This is a genomic window from Pelomonas caseinilytica (assembly GCF_021353235.1).
GTDB classification, from domain to species: domain Bacteria; phylum Pseudomonadota; class Gammaproteobacteria; order Burkholderiales; family Burkholderiaceae_C; genus Pelomonas; species Pelomonas caseinilytica.
Window position 1 is genome coordinate 45,982 of the sequence record NZ_JAJTWT010000019.1, and the last position, 13,840, is coordinate 59,821.

Sequence of the window (13,840 nt, forward strand, 5' to 3'; positions counted from 1 at the left end):
GCACGATCTCTTGACGCTCGAACTCCTTCAGGCCGTCGCTCGGACGCAATCGATCCCTCGTGGCGCCGAGCAGGTTCAACTGGCAATCGCAGCGGCGAGCAAGCGCATCAGCGAGCTGGAGGTGCGGCTCGGCTTGCGGCTTTTTGTTCGCAGGCCTCGGGGTATGGAATCCACGGCGGCCTGCCGCTCGCTGCTGAAGCATGTCAGCAACATCCGGACTGCGCTGCAAGCCCTGGATAGGGAGGCATTTGAAATCTCTCAGGGCGTCGCCGGGATCCTACGCATTGCAGTCTGCGGAGAGACGGCGATTGAAGGTCTGCCTCAGCACTTGGCGGAGTTCTTGCAGAAGCACCCCCGGATCAAGATTCAGGTTGCACGCCACGGCAGCGAAGCGGTGGCCGATTCCTTGATCCGTGGCGATGCGGATCTGGGTATCTTCCTGGCGCCTACGGTCGACGCGCGGATACAAACGTGGCCATATGCACAGGGGCGGTGGGAGCTGCTGTTCCCTCGGTCGCATCCGCTGAGCGGAAACCGGCGCATCACGGTGAAGGAATTGCTGGAATTCAATTTGGTGGGTGTCCGGCGCGAGCCTCTCTCAGGCCACCTCAACGGGGCGGCTGCTAGCCTGGGACTGCCCCTTCATTCACCGCTCGACGCCACATCGGACGATGCCATCGCCGCTCTGGTCGGCGCCAATGCCGGCGTCGGCTTGGTCACTGATGCTTGGGCGGCTCGCCTTGCGATCGGCCATGGCCTAGAGCGCGCGCCGCTGGACGAGCCTTGGGCGCACTATGAGTTGGTTCTTGGCGTCGCGCGAGCAGAACCGATCTCCATGGCCGCTCGCGCGTTGCTAGAGGCGTTGAGAGCTTCAGCGTCGAGCGCGCTGCCTAGGCGCCAGTCCAGCTAGTGCTACGGACCGCTGCGGTGGCGCCCGGCCTCGCCGGAACCGCTCAGCGGCCGAGCGCCCTTGCCAGCGCCGGCAATCCAGCGCCCTCCAACATCGTGGCAATGTTGAAGCGCATGTAGGACGGGTGCGCGAGGGAGAATAGTATCCCGGGCGCCGTGAGGTGGCCCTGACTCAGCAACTGATGCGCAAGCTTCAGCGCGTCGACGTCCTTGCCAAGATCGGCCCAGAGATAGAAACCGGCATCCGGCTCATGTGCCGTTCGAATGCCCAGCTTCTGCAATTGTTCGATGGCGCGTGGACGCAGGTCCGTGAGCCGCGCGCGCAACTGCTCGCAATGGTGGCGGTAGTTGCCTTGAGACAGCAACTGATAGACCGTGCGTTCCGCCAGGCTGTTGGAGGCCAGACAGTTGAGTGCCCGGTAGGTTGCCATCCATTCAATACGTTCCGGGCTCGCTGCCAGGTAGCCGACGCGCAGGCCTGGTGCGATGGTCTTGGAGAAGCTGCCGATGTGGATTACACGCTGCAGTTGGTCGAGCGGGGCCAGGCGTGTCACGGCACCATTGCCCACCGAAGCCAGGTCCCCATAGGTGTCGTCCTCGATCAGCATGAGGTCGAATTCCTCGGCGAGCTTCAGGAGCTGGAACGCCTTGTGGGGCGCCAGGTTCATGCCGGTCGGGTTGTGCAGCGTCGAGTTGACGAAGAAGCACCGGGGCTTGTAGTTGATGCAATGGGCGCGCAAGACCTCCAGGTCCGGTCCGTCGGCCTCGCGGGGGACGTACAACAGCTCCAGGCCGACCGACATCAGGCGTTCGACCAGGATGGGTTGGCAAGGCTGCTCGACGAGGACTGCTTCGCCAGGGCGGCGCAGGAAGCTCAGGGCGACTAGGTTGATGGCGTCGGTTGCCCCAGAGGTGAGGATCAGATGGGCCGGGTCGACATGGAGCCCCATGTCCTGCAGCTTGAGCTGCAGCCTTTGGCGCAGCGGCAGATAGCCCTGCGGATCGCCTATCGTCGCAAGCGCCCGTTGGTTGCCGCGGGCCACGGTGCGCAGCGCCGCGGCAATGTCCTGCTCATCCATCCAGTCTTCGGGCAGTGTCCCGATGCCGCTTCGGCTCTGCGCTGGCTGCTCGTGGCGCTGAATCTGCAGTCGCAGGCGCAGCGCCGTCGTGCGATCAAGCCCATCCGGACGGAATAGGCTGGGGCGCTGCGGCGGCGCCCGGTCGGGCACACGCCTGATGGCCGCGGCCTTCACGAAGTAGCCGGCGCCGCGACGTGACTCCACCAGGCCATGGGCGACGAGCTTGTCGTAGGCGCGCGCCGCAGTGTCGCGACTGATGCCGCAGTCATCAGCCAGTTGCCGTACCGATGGAAGTCGAACACCTGTCACGATCTTGCGCGACTGAATGGCGCTGGACACCAAGGTGAAGATCCGGTCGACGAGGGAGCCGTGGGCGCCTGATTCGGCTAAAGCTGCCAAGTCAGCCTCAACTAGTGAAAACCCGGCAATGTCGCGCGACGGGCGCAGTTTCGACGTGCTCATTAGTTCGTCTTTGCAATCAGATTTGCGTGTGCCATCATGGATCGACTGTCATGATGACACAAACATGACAGATGGGCGCGGCAACTGGTTCACTGTCCCGATGCGGCGATCTGATCGGCGATAACTTTCGCTCCATCGCAACCCCCAGCAGAGCCAGGACATGCCGAGTCGATCGCCCCCCCGCTTCGTACGCCATTCGTCTGGCGCCGTCATGCTCGGCGTGCTCGCCCTGTGTGCGGTGCCGGCCTCGGCGCAGACTCCCGCGGCAGCCGCCGCAACAGCGAAGACCCACCGCTTCGACCTGCCGGCGGCCTCCCTGGCCGAAACGTTGCGGGCGATCAGCCGTGTGAGCGGCGTGACGATCACCTTCGATTCCGAGTCCGTGGCCGGTAAACGCGCCCCGGCGGTGTCTGGCACGCTCATGCTGTCGGATGCACTGGCGATGGCCATCGGTGATAACGACGTGGAGGCCAGGGCAACGGCGACGGGCTACTGGGTGGCCGTGGCCAACAAGCTTGACACTGTCTTTGTCGTCGCCCGCCGCGACCAGGCCGAGACCAGCTTCAAGGCTGACCGGTCCGATACCGCCACGAGAAGCGGCTCAGACCTGATGGAGATTCCCGGCGGTGTCACGATCATCACCAGCAAGGTGCTCGAGACGCAGCAGATGACCTCGATCCAGAACGCGCTGGCCAACGTCAGCGGCATGAGCTTCAAGCAGTCACCCCAAGGGTCGCCCACCTTCGGCATCCGGGGTTTCGGCGAAACCGCGCTGATGGTCAACGGCGTCGCCGACAACTCGGCGGCCATGAGCAACGTCTTCGGCGTCGAGCGGATCGAGGTGCTCAAGGGGCCGCAGGCGATCCTGACCGGTGCCGGCTCCCTCGGCGGCGGTGTGAATGTCGTGATCAAGAAGCCGCAGGCTGCACCCATCCGCAGCATGATGTTGCAGTACGGGTCACATGGCGACCTCACGGTCGCGGGCGATGTGGCCGGCGCCGTCACGGAGGACCGCCGGCTCAGCATGCGCGTGATCGCTGCGCACAGCCAAGCCAGGGACAACGCCGCCGGCTTCGACGGCCGCAAGGACGACTCCTTCCTGCCGCAGCTGCGCTGGAAGGACCAGACTACCGACCTGATCGTGGGGGCCTCCTATGGCAAGCAGCATGGCCCCGTGCCCCTATACACCTTCGGACGCCGTGATGGTGTCATCATGCCCGTGCCCGAACTGATGCTGGGCCGCCCGGAAGACGGCTTCGAGACGCGGCAGCGCCGCGCGTTCTACCAGCTCGAACAGGTCCTGAGCCCTTCGGTCACGCTGATCAGCCGGCTCAACCGCTCCCTGCAGGACACCGAGGTCCATGTGCGCTCGCCTGCGGGCCTTGGCTACGCCACGGGCGCCGCCAATGATGCTCCGAACGGTAGCGTCCTGTTCTTCGCCGGGCGCAGCGAACAGAACCAGAACTCCACCAGCGGCGACCACTACCTGCGCATCCTGGGCAGCACCGGGCAGGTGACGCACAAGCTGTCGCTGGGCTTCGACCATACCGAGACGCGGCTGCACCAGCCGCAATGGTCGGGGCCGAACACCACAGTGAAGGTCTACCCGCCCGCCACTGGCGCACCGTTTGGCGACCTGCGCGCCGACGCGTCCACCTTGTCCAACATCCTGGACCAGAAGGCGACCCAGTACGACACCTTCCTGCAGGACCTGATGAACTGGGGCGACTGGAGCCTACTGGCGAACCTGCGCAGCACGCGCTACGCCAACGAGAGTACCGTGCTGATTCCTCCGGCAACGGTCTCCGTCAGCCCCCAGAAGGTCGTCCGCAGGACGACGCCTGGCGTGGGGCTGGTGTATTCGCTCACGCCCGAAGTCTCGCTCTACACCAACTACGCAGAAGGCTTCGTGCCTTCGACGCTGCCGAGTTGCGACGGAGGCTTCGTTCCGCCGAAGTCGACCCGCAACCGCGAGGTCGGCGCCAAGTTCGACCTGTTCGACAGCAAGCTCTCGGTGACGACGGCCGCCTATGAGCTGGCGCAGAGCAACACGACGGTCTACTACCGGCCGGGCAACTGCTACAACGTGCGCGACGCCCAGCTCGCGCGCGGCGTCGAGGTGGACGCCCAGGGGCAGGTGACGCGCGGCTTGAATGCCCTGTTCAACTACACGTTCACCACGGCAAAGGACGTGGGCAATCCGGCCGCCAACTACACCGGCCTGCCCAAGCACAAGATGAGCCTGTGGGCTACTTATGACCTGCAAGACGCCGCCTGGAGGGGCCTGGGCTTCGGCGTGGGCGTCAGCGCATCGTCCAACTCCAAGGGCACCACCGACGCACGCTACATGCTGTACGTCCCCGGCCAGGCCCAGATTGACGCCAGCGTCTTCTACAACAACGGCCCCTGGAGCACCACGTTCGGCGTCAAGAACATCGGCAACCGACTGCTCTATGCCACCACCGCTGGCAGCTCCTTCATTCCCGTCATGGAGCGTCGCAACTACATGCTCACCATCAAGCGGGACTTCAAGTGACGCATGCTGACCCTGCCGCCCACGGGCGGCCTTCCCGGTGGGCGCTGATCCTGCCGTTCTGGCTTGCCCGGGAAGAGCGCGTCGGCGCGTTCCTCAAGTCCGCCGTGATGCTGGCGATCATGTTCGGCGGCGTCTATCTGGCCGTCTGGGCCAACAAACTGACGGGGGATGTCACCGACGCGCTCGTCAACCGCCAATGGCACTCCCTGATCACTGCGTTGGCCGTGGCCACCGCCGTTGGCGTCGCCAGCGGCAGCCTGAGCATGGTGGATCAGGCCCTGCACAGCCTGTTGGCGCTGCAATGGCGGACCTGGCTGACACGCAGGCTGATGGACCGCTGGACCGAGGCGCACGCTTTCTACGACATTGAGCGCGACGGGCGACTCAGCAATGCCGACCAACGCATCGCCGAGGACGTCCGGCTGTTCACCGAGAAGAGCATCCACCTTGGCCTGAGCTTCGTCTCCGTTGCGGTTCACGCCGTCACCTACGGCTACCTACTGTGGACGCTGTCCGGCACGCTGTCGTTCGAAGTGGCGGGCTGGCAGGTGTCCATTCCGGGCTACATGGTATTCCTGGCCTTCCTCTATACGGGGCTGCAGTTAGGCCTGACCCACTGGATCGGCCGCAAGATGATCGACCTGACCGTGCAGCAGCAGACCGTCGAAGCCGACCTGCGCCACACAGCGATGCAACTGCGCGAGAACGCAGAGCAGGTGGCCTTTTACGTTGGCGGCCCGCGCGAACGGGGCCGTCTTGCGGCGCGCTTCGAGCAGGTGCGTCTGAACACCTTGGCCGTCGTGGCCCGCACGTTCAAGGTGGGCTTCGTGCAGTCCGCCTATGGACATGTTTTTCAGCCCGTCCCCACGCTCGGTGCGCTGCCCCGCTACCTGGCTGGTGAGATCACGATGGGCGGCATGACCCGCATCATCAGCGCGTTCGGCATGTTCAACAACACGCTGAGCTTCGTGAACCAGGCCTATCTCAACATCGCGTCCTGGGTGGCCATCTGCACTCGGCTGCAGGACCTCATGCAGGCCCTGGAACAGGCGAAGTCCCGGCCGCGCGGCATCCACGTCACGACGGCACCCCAGGCCGAGGTGAGCAGTGCCGTCGTCCGCCTGCTCACGCCGCAGCAGCAACCGCTGGCCGAATTGCCGCCGCAACGTTTTGCCCGCGGTGAGCGCTGGCTCGTACGCGGGCCTTCCGGTGTCGGCAAGAGCACCTTCCTTCGCGCCGTGGCGGGTCTGTGGCCTTATGGCAGTGGTGCCATCCGGCTGCCGGCAGGCGCTTCGATGATGTTCCTGCCGCAGCGTAGCTACATCCCCGACGGCACGCTGAAGGGCGCTCTTGCCTACCCCGCCGATGCAGACGACTTCGACGACGAGGCTTGCCTCGGAGTGCTGCGGGTCGTCGGCCTGGATTCGCGGGGGCATACGCTGGCCGATGTGCAGCGCTGGCAGCAGTGCCTTTCCGGTGGCGAGCAACAGCGTCTGGCCATCGCGCGGGCGCTGCTGCACCGTCCGGACTTCCTGTTCCTCGATGAAGCGACCAGCGCCCTCGACGAGAAGAGCGAAGCGCATGTCTACCTGGCGCTGATCGCTGCGCTGCCCGACAGCGCGCTTGTCAGCGTCGCGCACCGAAGCGCGCTGATCCAGTACCACGACCACGTGTTGGACATGGCCCCGCCGCCGGGCGGTGCCTCTGAACGCGCTCCATGAAGGGCGCGGCGGCGCGCGGCGCTCCGTGCGACCGTCGCGCCAGGCCATGCAGCCGCGCCCAGCCTGGGCTCCGCTGTGGCTCTTGCCGATTCAATGCCTTGGAGAAGACGATGAACAAGTCATGGGCCTTGAAGCAGAAGCTGGTCGCCACGTTTGCGAGCCTACTGGCGTTCGCCGGTGCGCTGATCGCCGTTGCGCTCGTCAATACCCATCGGCTAATCGACACGGTCAACTGGAACACCCATACCTACGAGGTGCTGACCGCGTCTGAAGACCTGCTGCTCAGCATGGTCAACATCGAGACAGGTCTGCGCGGCTTCGTGGTCAGCGGGAAGGATAAGTTCCTCGAGCCCTTCAACCAGGGAACCAAGGATTTCTCCGTGCATTTCGACAGGGCCAGGTCGCTCACCGCGGACAACCCAGCCCAGCAGGAGCGGCTGGACCGGCTGATGGCCAACCGCAACGCCTTCATGGACGTCGCCATGGCGCTGATCTCCGAGAGACGCGACGTCAACGCTGGCAACCTGTCCGCCAGGCAGTTGTCGGAGGACTTCGAGTTGGGCAGGGACAAGTCGGCCATGGATGCCTTCCGTGCCGGCATTGCGGAGTTCAAGAAGGCCGAGTCCGCGCTGCTGTCCCGCCGGCATGAGCAGTTGGCGGCTTCGGCCTCCAGCACGACCTACACGCTTCTCTTTGGCGGCGCCGCCCTCTGCGCGCTTGCAGGCGTCCTTGGCGTGCTCCTTGCGCGCAATCTCTTTGCCCAGCTTGGCGGGGAGCCCGGCAGCGCGGTGGCAGTGGCTGATCGGGTGGCGCGGGGAGACCTGAGCATCGAAGTGGGCCTGCAGTCAGGGGACACCACCAGCGTGATGGCCAACCTCTCGCGAATGCAGGCCAGCCTCGCGGAAGTGGTGATCGGCGTGCGACGGAACGCCGAAAGCGTGGCCACGGCCAGCGTCCAGATCGCCCAGGGCAATCAAGATCTGTCGAGTCGCACCGAGCAGCAGGCCAGCGCGCTGCAACAGACCGCCGCGACGATGGAGGAACTGGGCGGCACAGTGCGGCACAACGCCGACAACGCACAGCAGGCCAACCAGCTCGCGCGAAGCGCCTCCGCTATTGCTTCCGAAGGAGGGCAAGTCGTCGACAAGGTCGTTGCCACCATGCAGGGCATCACGGAGAGCAGCCGCAGGATCAACGACATCATCGGAGTCATCGACGGCATCGCGTTCCAGACCAACATCCTTGCTCTCAATGCCGCGGTCGAGGCTGCGCGTGCGGGAGAGCAGGGCAGGGGGTTCGCGGTCGTCGCATCCGAGGTCCGCAGCCTCGCCCAGCGCAGCGCCGAGGCCGCCAAGGAAATCAAGGTGCTGATCAGCCACAGCGTCGAACAGGTGGAGCAGGGCACTTCGCTGGTCGATCAGGCGGGCACGACGATGAACGATATCGTTGCATCGATCCACCGCGTGAGCAGCATCGTGGCCGAGATCACGTCCGCGAGCCTTGAGCAAAGTACCAGTGTGCAGCAGGTCGGCGAGGCGGTTACGGCCATGGACCAGACCACGCAACAGAACGCCGCACTCGTGGAGGAAAGCGCTGCGGCTGCCGAGAGCCTGCGTAGCCAGGCCCAACAGCTCGTCGAAGCCGTCTCGGTTTTCAGGCTGCCCCCCGGGGCTTAGCGCGTTCAATGAACAAGGCGCTGGGGCTCGGCCGGTGCCGCTTGACTGAGCATGGCCGAGTCGCCCGGTCGAGCCAGGAACTCGGGATGAGGCCGGCAATTGCCGGATCCGGTTGCTTACTTCTGTCGCGAGGAGTCCATGCGCAAGAACCTGCCTGTCACCCAGAGGGACTACGCGTTCCCAGCAGACCAGACGCTGATCTCGATCACGGACCTGAAAGGGCGGATCACCTACTGCAACGCCAACTTCGTCACCGTAAGCGGCTACACCGCCGCTGAGCTGCTCGGACAGCCTCACAACCTCGTGCGCCACCCGGACATGCCGGAGGAGGCGTTCCGCGACATGTGGGCCACCATCGAGGCGGGCCGGCCCTGGACGGCCATCGTCAAGAACCGCCGCAAGAACGGCGACCACTATTGGGTGCGTGCCAATGCCACCCCGGTTCGAGACGGAGAGCACACGGTCGGCTATCTCTCCGTGCGCACAAAGCCCGGGGACAATGAGGTGCGCCGCTTCGACGCCCTGTATGCCCGCATGCGCGCCGAGGCCGAGTTGGGCCGGCGGATCCATGTGCTGCACCACGGGCAGGCCCGGCGCGCCGATCTCGCCGGTCGACTGCTGCGGCTCTTCAAGCCGGAGCTGCGAGCCAAGATCGCCGGGCTGGCCACCTTCGCGGCTGCCGGGCCTCTTCTCGCTGCTTGGCTTGCCGCACCGGGTTGGGCGCAGTTGCTGGCGGCTGCCGCCTCGGTCGGCTTGGCCTGTGCGAGCTTAACTGGCCTGTTGCTGCGGCCGCTGCGGGCCGTGGTGGAGACGGCCAACCTGCTAGCCGGCGGCGACCTGACCAGCCAGGTGGAGGTGCATGGTCAGGGCGAGGTACGGGAGCTGCAGCTGGCGTTGGCGCAGTTGACGGCGTCGGTGCGTACCGTCGTGCGCGACGTGCGCGACGAAGTGGTCCACCTGCTCGACGCCTCGCACGAGATTTCCGCAGGCAGCCGGGATCTCTCCGCCCGCACCGAGTCCCAGGCCGGCAGCCTGCAGGAGTCGGCCGCAGCCATGGACGAGATCAGCGGCACGGTCCGTCAGACCTCGGAGCTGGCCGATGAAGGGGCCCGGCTTGCCCACGGGACTGCCGGCATAGCCCAACGAAGCCAGGAGGCGGTGCACCACGTCTACGACACCATGCAGGACATCGCCGACTCGTCGCGCCGTGTGGGTGACATCATCCAGGTCATCGAGGGCGTGGCCTTTCAAACCAACATCCTGGCGCTGAATGCTGCCGTCGAGGCGGCAAGGGCCGGCGAGCAAGGGCGGGGCTTCGCCGTGGTGGCCGCGGAGGTGCGGGCCCTGGCCCAGCGCACCGGTGCGGCGGCCAAGGAGATCCGCGCGTTGATCGAGGAGTCGCGCGAGCGAATCGAGGCGGGCAGCCTGCGTGCCGACGAGGCCAGGCACCGCATGGACGAGGTCATGCAGGCCGTGACCCGTGTGAGCGGCGCGCTGCAGCAGATCAACAACGCCAGCCGCGAGCAGTCGGCCGGCGTGGGCCAAGTCGGCCAGGCCGTCCAGCACCTGGATAGTCTTACACAGCAGAACGCTGCCATGGTCGAGGAACTGGCCGCCTCGGCGAGTGCGATGAGCGAGCAGGTCGGCCGGGTTCACAATGCTATTCGCGTGTTCCGCCTGTTGCCGCAGGACGAGAGCTTGGCGGAGATCGATGCCGTGGCGTTGCGCAGGTCTGGTACGGACCGGGAATGAGGGGGAGTGACTAGCAGTCATATCTATGCGGGCCTGCCGGGCGCCGAAGTGCGGCCGTGACAGCGAACTTGGCGGTTGCGGGCGGGGCACTGCCGGCGGTGAGCGGCGGGCTTTCTGGCGCAGCGACGGCTGAGTTCAGCGATCGGCGCCCGAGATCAGACTGCTCAGGTAAGGCCACCACCTGCTGCACGTCGTCGTCGGACCGTGCTTCCAGCGCCACCTGGCACAACTGCCGTCCGACGTCGTCCTCCGCCTGCGTGTCGCGCCGTTCATTCCGGTAGGTCCGCAACTGCGCTTCGATCGGCATGTTTCTGCGCCTGGCGATTAAAGGCGCCCCCCGGTGGTCGCGGATCGCGGCCTGATTCCTTGCGCTGCGCGCGACGGCCCGCTTGGCGAGCAGGCCGGTCCTGATCGGTGGCACTGCGCGCTCATGGCCCGCTCGTTACCCCGACCACCGGCCAAGCCCTTTGGCGGGCACGCCAGGAAGCTATCGCAGCGGCTCGACCGTCGCGCCAGTCGCCGCGCTTGGTGTCACGCCGGCCGCGGGACCGCCGCTGCTCCTGATGCCGCAGACTGCTTCGCGCGGTGCGCTGTCCGTTGCGCGATGGCTGCAACGAGATGGCGACGAGCGGAAGGGACTTCAGGAGGCCGTTGTAAGTCGGCGCCGTTCGCGCAGTAAGCGCCGAGGCGGCCGGTGGCGCTCAACCTGGCCGGCTACTCAAGGCTTCGCGGCTCCGTTGGCTCTGGCTGCAACTTCCGCGCAGGCCCGCATAAGGTCTTCGAAGGGCAGTGCGTCGCCCACCATGACTTGGTCTTCGAGCATGCCGGCGTAGTCGGCAGCGAGGGCCTCGCGTGCTTCGCCCTCCGGCACCACGTGCAGGGCGCCTGAGATGGCAGCGAAGTAGTCGACCGTATTGCCAGCGGCATCCTTCTCGGGGAAGAAATACGACTTGTGCTCAGCGACCGCGCGTGCGACCTCGCGATCCTTGACGACGGCATCGAAGTGCGTGCTCCGCATGATGGCGGCCAGGTCGTGCCAGTGCCGCGCATAGCGCTCGCCTCGGATCCGGCCCTGAGCGCAATAGACGTGCGTGGCGGTTGCCTTCTCCCAGAAGGTCCGGGCAACGCTCATCACCACAGGAAATGCGGTCGGGAACGTCACGCCGTCGACGTGGCCATCGATGTCACACGTGACAGGCATGGCGGCGTGGGGTTCACCTGTCGCCCGGCCGCCGAACTCCAGTGTGACGACCGGAGCGACATAGCCGGTCCCTTGCTTGACCGCTGGGTAGTGAAGGAGCAACTTGTCCTTGTCCGCACCTGCGACTTCCAGTCTCGCGCCAAGCTTCGCCTGGTCGAGTGCATCCTGAATCACGGGCTGCACCGTGCCAGCGATCCACTCCGGAAGCCGGTCGCGCACGGCCTTCATCCACTTGCTGGCTTGGCTGCGGCTGGCCGGCAAGAACTCCTTGCCTCCCGTCAGCTCGGCGATCAGCTTGCGGATGTCGTACGTCAGGTCGAGGTCTTCCGAGAACCTGTCGATGATGCGGTAGGCCTTGGAGAGCGACGTGCCGCCCTTGAACGTCAGGTCCGTACCGACCGGCGATCCGAACAGCGTCCCGAGCGTCCAGACGACCCAGACGTCCTTTTCCAGCAAATGGGCCGGGCGGCCGGTCCGCTCCCGGCCCACTTCGAGGACTTCGGCCCGGTCCGCGTCGCTGAGGGAGAAGTAAGACTCAGCCACGAACCGCTTCTTCGCCGATCGCCCTGGCCATCCATGAGGGCAGGCCGGCACGCCCCGACGTCAGCGTCTGCCATTCCGTGGATGGAAGCGTTCGCCTCAAGGTGGCCAGCGACTCGCGCACATGCGACGGGCCCATCCAGGCCAGCGCTCGCACGGCCGACCCGGCCTGGCCGGCCCCCAGCGCCAGCATCCAGCGGGGGGCATGTTTGACCGTCACCTCGTAGCGACCGAGCTTCAGCTTGCGGCTGCGCCCCGAGGTGAGATAGACCTCGCGAATCGGCACCTGCTGGGTCAGACCCAGCGCATTGGCCGCGTTGGCGCCGTGCGGCGTGACCACCTCACCGCTTTGCGCGGCCAGGGACTGCACGACCTTTTCGGGAGCCGGTGCGCGCGTCCCGAACCGGCTGGAGACCGGTGTGGCGTAGGTTCCACGCGCCACCCGAAGCAACTTGCCTTCCTTGGCCAGTCGCGAGAACGCTTGATCAACCGCTGCTCGGCTGCCAAGGTGCAGAAACTCCTTGGGCGACACCAACCCGCCCTCGGGCAGGGATTCGGCGTGCGACAGGATGGAACGAGGGAGTGTGCTCATGGCGGGGTCACCTAGTCAGAATTTTATCGTCGTTTCTGACGTTTGCTAGCGGTGCCAGTTGTCGGTCAGCGGCCAAATCCGCAGGACTTGGCCATCCGGCGCCTGCGCGAACAGTGGTTCTGTATCTCCCTCAAGCCTTTTGCTCGAACCGCAGGAAGGCGGTCAGTCGGTCCGACTCCTTGATTTCATCGTGCGGGACCAGCAGGTAGCGCCACGGCTTGCTGCCTGCGTATTCCATGCGATCGCGGACACCGTTCCGCTGTGATGGCGGACAGCATTCCGCCGTGATGGCGGACACCGTTCCACGCTGATGGCGGACAGCATTCCAAACTGATCGCGGACACCGGGAGGGTGTCCTGAGTGACCCAACGAGGCATAGGCTGCCCGGCTTTTTGGCCGGGAGAGGCGATGCCCACACCAAGGGTCCTTATGAGCAAGATCAGACAAGCACTGCAACTGCTGGCCGACGCCAGCCTCAGCACCCGGCAGGTGGCCGCCGCTTTGGGCATCAGCAAGACCACCGTCAGCGAGATCGCGATGTATGCGCGCGACGCCGGCGTTGGGTGGCCCCAGGCGGCCACGCTCAGCGACGACGAGCTGCAGGCGCGGCTGTACCCGCCACCGCGGCCACGTAGCAGCACCCGGCGCGAGCCCGACTACGCATCGCTGCACCAGGAGCTCAAGCGCCCCGGCGTCACGCTTCAGCTGCTGTGGGAGGAATACAGCGCGGGCGCCGGCGAGGCGGCCTACCGCTACAGCGCCTTCTGCGAGAAGTACCGCGCCTGGGCCAAGCGCCTGAAGCGCTCAATGCGCCAAATCCACCCTGGCGGCGAACGCTTGTTCGTCGACTACGCAGGACAGACGGTGCCGGTGGTGGACGCCAGCACGGGCGAGATCCGCCGCGCCCAGGTGTTCGTCGCCGTGCTGGGGGCCTCGAACTACACCTACGCCTGCGCCACCTGGCAGCAGACCGCGGCCGACTGGGTAGGCGCCATCATCGCGACGCTGACGTTCATCAAGGGCGTGCCCAAGTTGCTGGTGCCCGACCAGCCGCGCGCGCTCATCGCCAACCCCGATGCCTACGAGCCCGTCACCGCGCGGCTGATGCAGGAGCTGGGCGAGCACTACAGCGTGGCAGTGCTGCCGGCACGCCCCGGCCGCCCCCAGGACAAGGCCAAGGTCGAGGTGGGCGTGCAAGTGGTCGAGCGCTGGATCCTGGCTCGGCTGCGACATCGGCGCTTCTTCAGCTTGGTCGAACTCAACCGCGCCATCGCCCAGCTGCTGATCGACCTCAACCAGCGGCCGTTCAAGAAGCTGCCGGGTTGCCGAGCTGCGGCGTTCGCGGCGCTGGATGCGCCGGCCTTGAAGCCGT

General features: G+C 66.0%; 11 protein-coding genes. 6 read left to right on the top strand and 5 right to left on the bottom strand.

Going from position 1 to position 13,840, the window contains the following annotated elements:
• Nucleotides 1-10: 10 nt before the first annotated feature.
• The gene (locus LXT12_RS25575) at nucleotides 11-910 is read left to right on the top strand and encodes a LysR family transcriptional regulator (protein ID WP_233395152.1); all 900 of its coding nucleotides are present in this window, start codon (nucleotides 11-13) and stop codon (nucleotides 908-910) included.
• A 43-nt stretch (nucleotides 911-953) separates the two neighbouring features.
• Here the strand turns inward: LXT12_RS25575 and LXT12_RS25580 are convergent, their stop codons facing one another.
• Entirely contained in the window at nucleotides 954-2,450 is a 1,497-nt protein-coding gene (locus LXT12_RS25580; RefSeq protein WP_233395154.1) for an aminotransferase-like domain-containing protein, read from the bottom strand.
• A 211-nt stretch (nucleotides 2,451-2,661) separates the two neighbouring features.
• Between LXT12_RS25580 and LXT12_RS25585 the strand changes: the two genes are divergently transcribed.
• The 4 genes from LXT12_RS25585 to LXT12_RS25605 all read left to right on the top strand — a co-directional run bounded on the left by LXT12_RS25585 (nucleotide 2,662) and on the right by LXT12_RS25605 (nucleotide 10,135).
• The gene (locus tag LXT12_RS25585) at nucleotides 2,662-4,986 is read left to right on the top strand and encodes a TonB-dependent siderophore receptor (protein ID WP_233395172.1); all 2,325 of its coding nucleotides are present in this window, start codon (nucleotides 2,662-2,664) and stop codon (nucleotides 4,984-4,986) included.
• Nucleotides 4,983-6,707, top strand: coding sequence for an ABC transporter ATP-binding protein/permease (locus LXT12_RS25590; protein WP_233395175.1), 1,725 nt, complete (start codon nucleotides 4,983-4,985; stop codon nucleotides 6,705-6,707). Before LXT12_RS25585 ends, LXT12_RS25590 begins: the two co-directional genes overlap by 4 nt.
• 110 nt (nucleotides 6,708-6,817) lie before the next feature.
• On the top strand, nucleotides 6,818-8,383 hold the full coding sequence (locus LXT12_RS26995) for a methyl-accepting chemotaxis protein (RefSeq protein ID WP_304622789.1): 1,566 nt from the start codon (nucleotides 6,818-6,820) through the stop codon (nucleotides 8,381-8,383).
• Between the two features lie 138 nt (nucleotides 8,384-8,521).
• The gene (locus tag LXT12_RS25605) at nucleotides 8,522-10,135 is read left to right on the top strand and encodes a methyl-accepting chemotaxis protein (protein WP_233395177.1); all 1,614 of its coding nucleotides are present in this window, start codon (nucleotides 8,522-8,524) and stop codon (nucleotides 10,133-10,135) included.
• A 10-nt stretch (nucleotides 10,136-10,145) separates the two neighbouring features.
• Here LXT12_RS25605 and LXT12_RS25610 read toward each other — a convergent pair whose 3' ends face one another.
• The 4 genes from LXT12_RS25610 to LXT12_RS25625 form a co-directional block, all read right to left on the bottom strand.
• Complete coding sequence (locus LXT12_RS25610; protein WP_233395178.1) at nucleotides 10,146-10,442, bottom strand: hypothetical protein; 297 nt, start codon at nucleotides 10,440-10,442, stop codon at nucleotides 10,146-10,148.
• A 411-nt stretch (nucleotides 10,443-10,853) separates the two neighbouring features.
• On the bottom strand, nucleotides 10,854-11,879 hold the full coding sequence (locus tag LXT12_RS25615) for a nucleotidyl transferase AbiEii/AbiGii toxin family protein (RefSeq protein ID WP_233395180.1): 1,026 nt from the start codon (nucleotides 11,877-11,879) through the stop codon (nucleotides 10,854-10,856).
• The gene (locus tag LXT12_RS25620) at nucleotides 11,872-12,468 is read right to left on the bottom strand and encodes a DUF6088 family protein (protein ID WP_233395181.1); all 597 of its coding nucleotides are present in this window, start codon (nucleotides 12,466-12,468) and stop codon (nucleotides 11,872-11,874) included. Before LXT12_RS25620 ends, LXT12_RS25615 begins: the two co-directional genes overlap by 8 nt.
• 130 nt (nucleotides 12,469-12,598) lie before the next feature.
• A complete protein-coding gene (locus LXT12_RS25625; protein WP_233395182.1) occupies nucleotides 12,599-12,766 on the bottom strand; it encodes a hypothetical protein in 168 nt (55 codons plus the stop codon).
• A gap of 131 nt (nucleotides 12,767-12,897) precedes the next feature.
• Here LXT12_RS25625 and istA point away from each other — a divergent pair.
• Nucleotides 12,898-13,840 (top strand): IS21 family transposase (istA, locus tag LXT12_RS25630; RefSeq protein ID WP_349255050.1); only part of this gene is annotated, 943 nt, incomplete at its 3' end.